The organism is Vibrio sp. D173a, assembly GCF_030248475.1.
Genome location: NZ_JAHGAH010001359.1, coordinates 1 through 437, shown reverse-complemented (window position 1 = coordinate 437; position 437 = coordinate 1). Strand labels below are relative to the sequence as shown.

Genomic DNA, 437 nt, shown 5'->3' with positions numbered 1-437 from the left:
ATGGCAATTGCGGGCGATAAGCCGATTGTTGCTATCTACTCAACCTTCCTACAACGCGGTTACGACCAACTGATCCACGATGTCGCTATCATGAACTTACCGGTTATGTTCGCGATTGACCGTGCTGGTCTTGTGGGTGCCGATGGTCAAACTCACCAAGGTGCGTTCGATTTAAGCTTCATGCGCTGTATCCCGAACATGGTAATCATGGCACCAAGCGACGAAAACGAATGTCGCCAAATGCTATACACTGGCCACCAGCATAATGGCCCAAGTGCGGTTAGTTACCCACGTGGTAATGGTATGGGCACCTCGATGAAGCACTTATCAAACAATTGGCCGCTGAACACGACGTTCTGGTAACGATTGAAGAGAATGCGATTGCCGGTGGTGCTGGTGCTGGTGTGGTAGAGTTCTTGATGCAAGAGAAACTGCCA

Annotated in this window: 1 pseudogene; it reads left to right on the top strand. The window is 50.1% G+C overall.

From position 1 onward, the window contains the following. Positions 1–437 (top strand): annotated as a pseudogene (locus KIV40_RS33355) (transketolase C-terminal domain-containing protein); the annotation flags it as partial.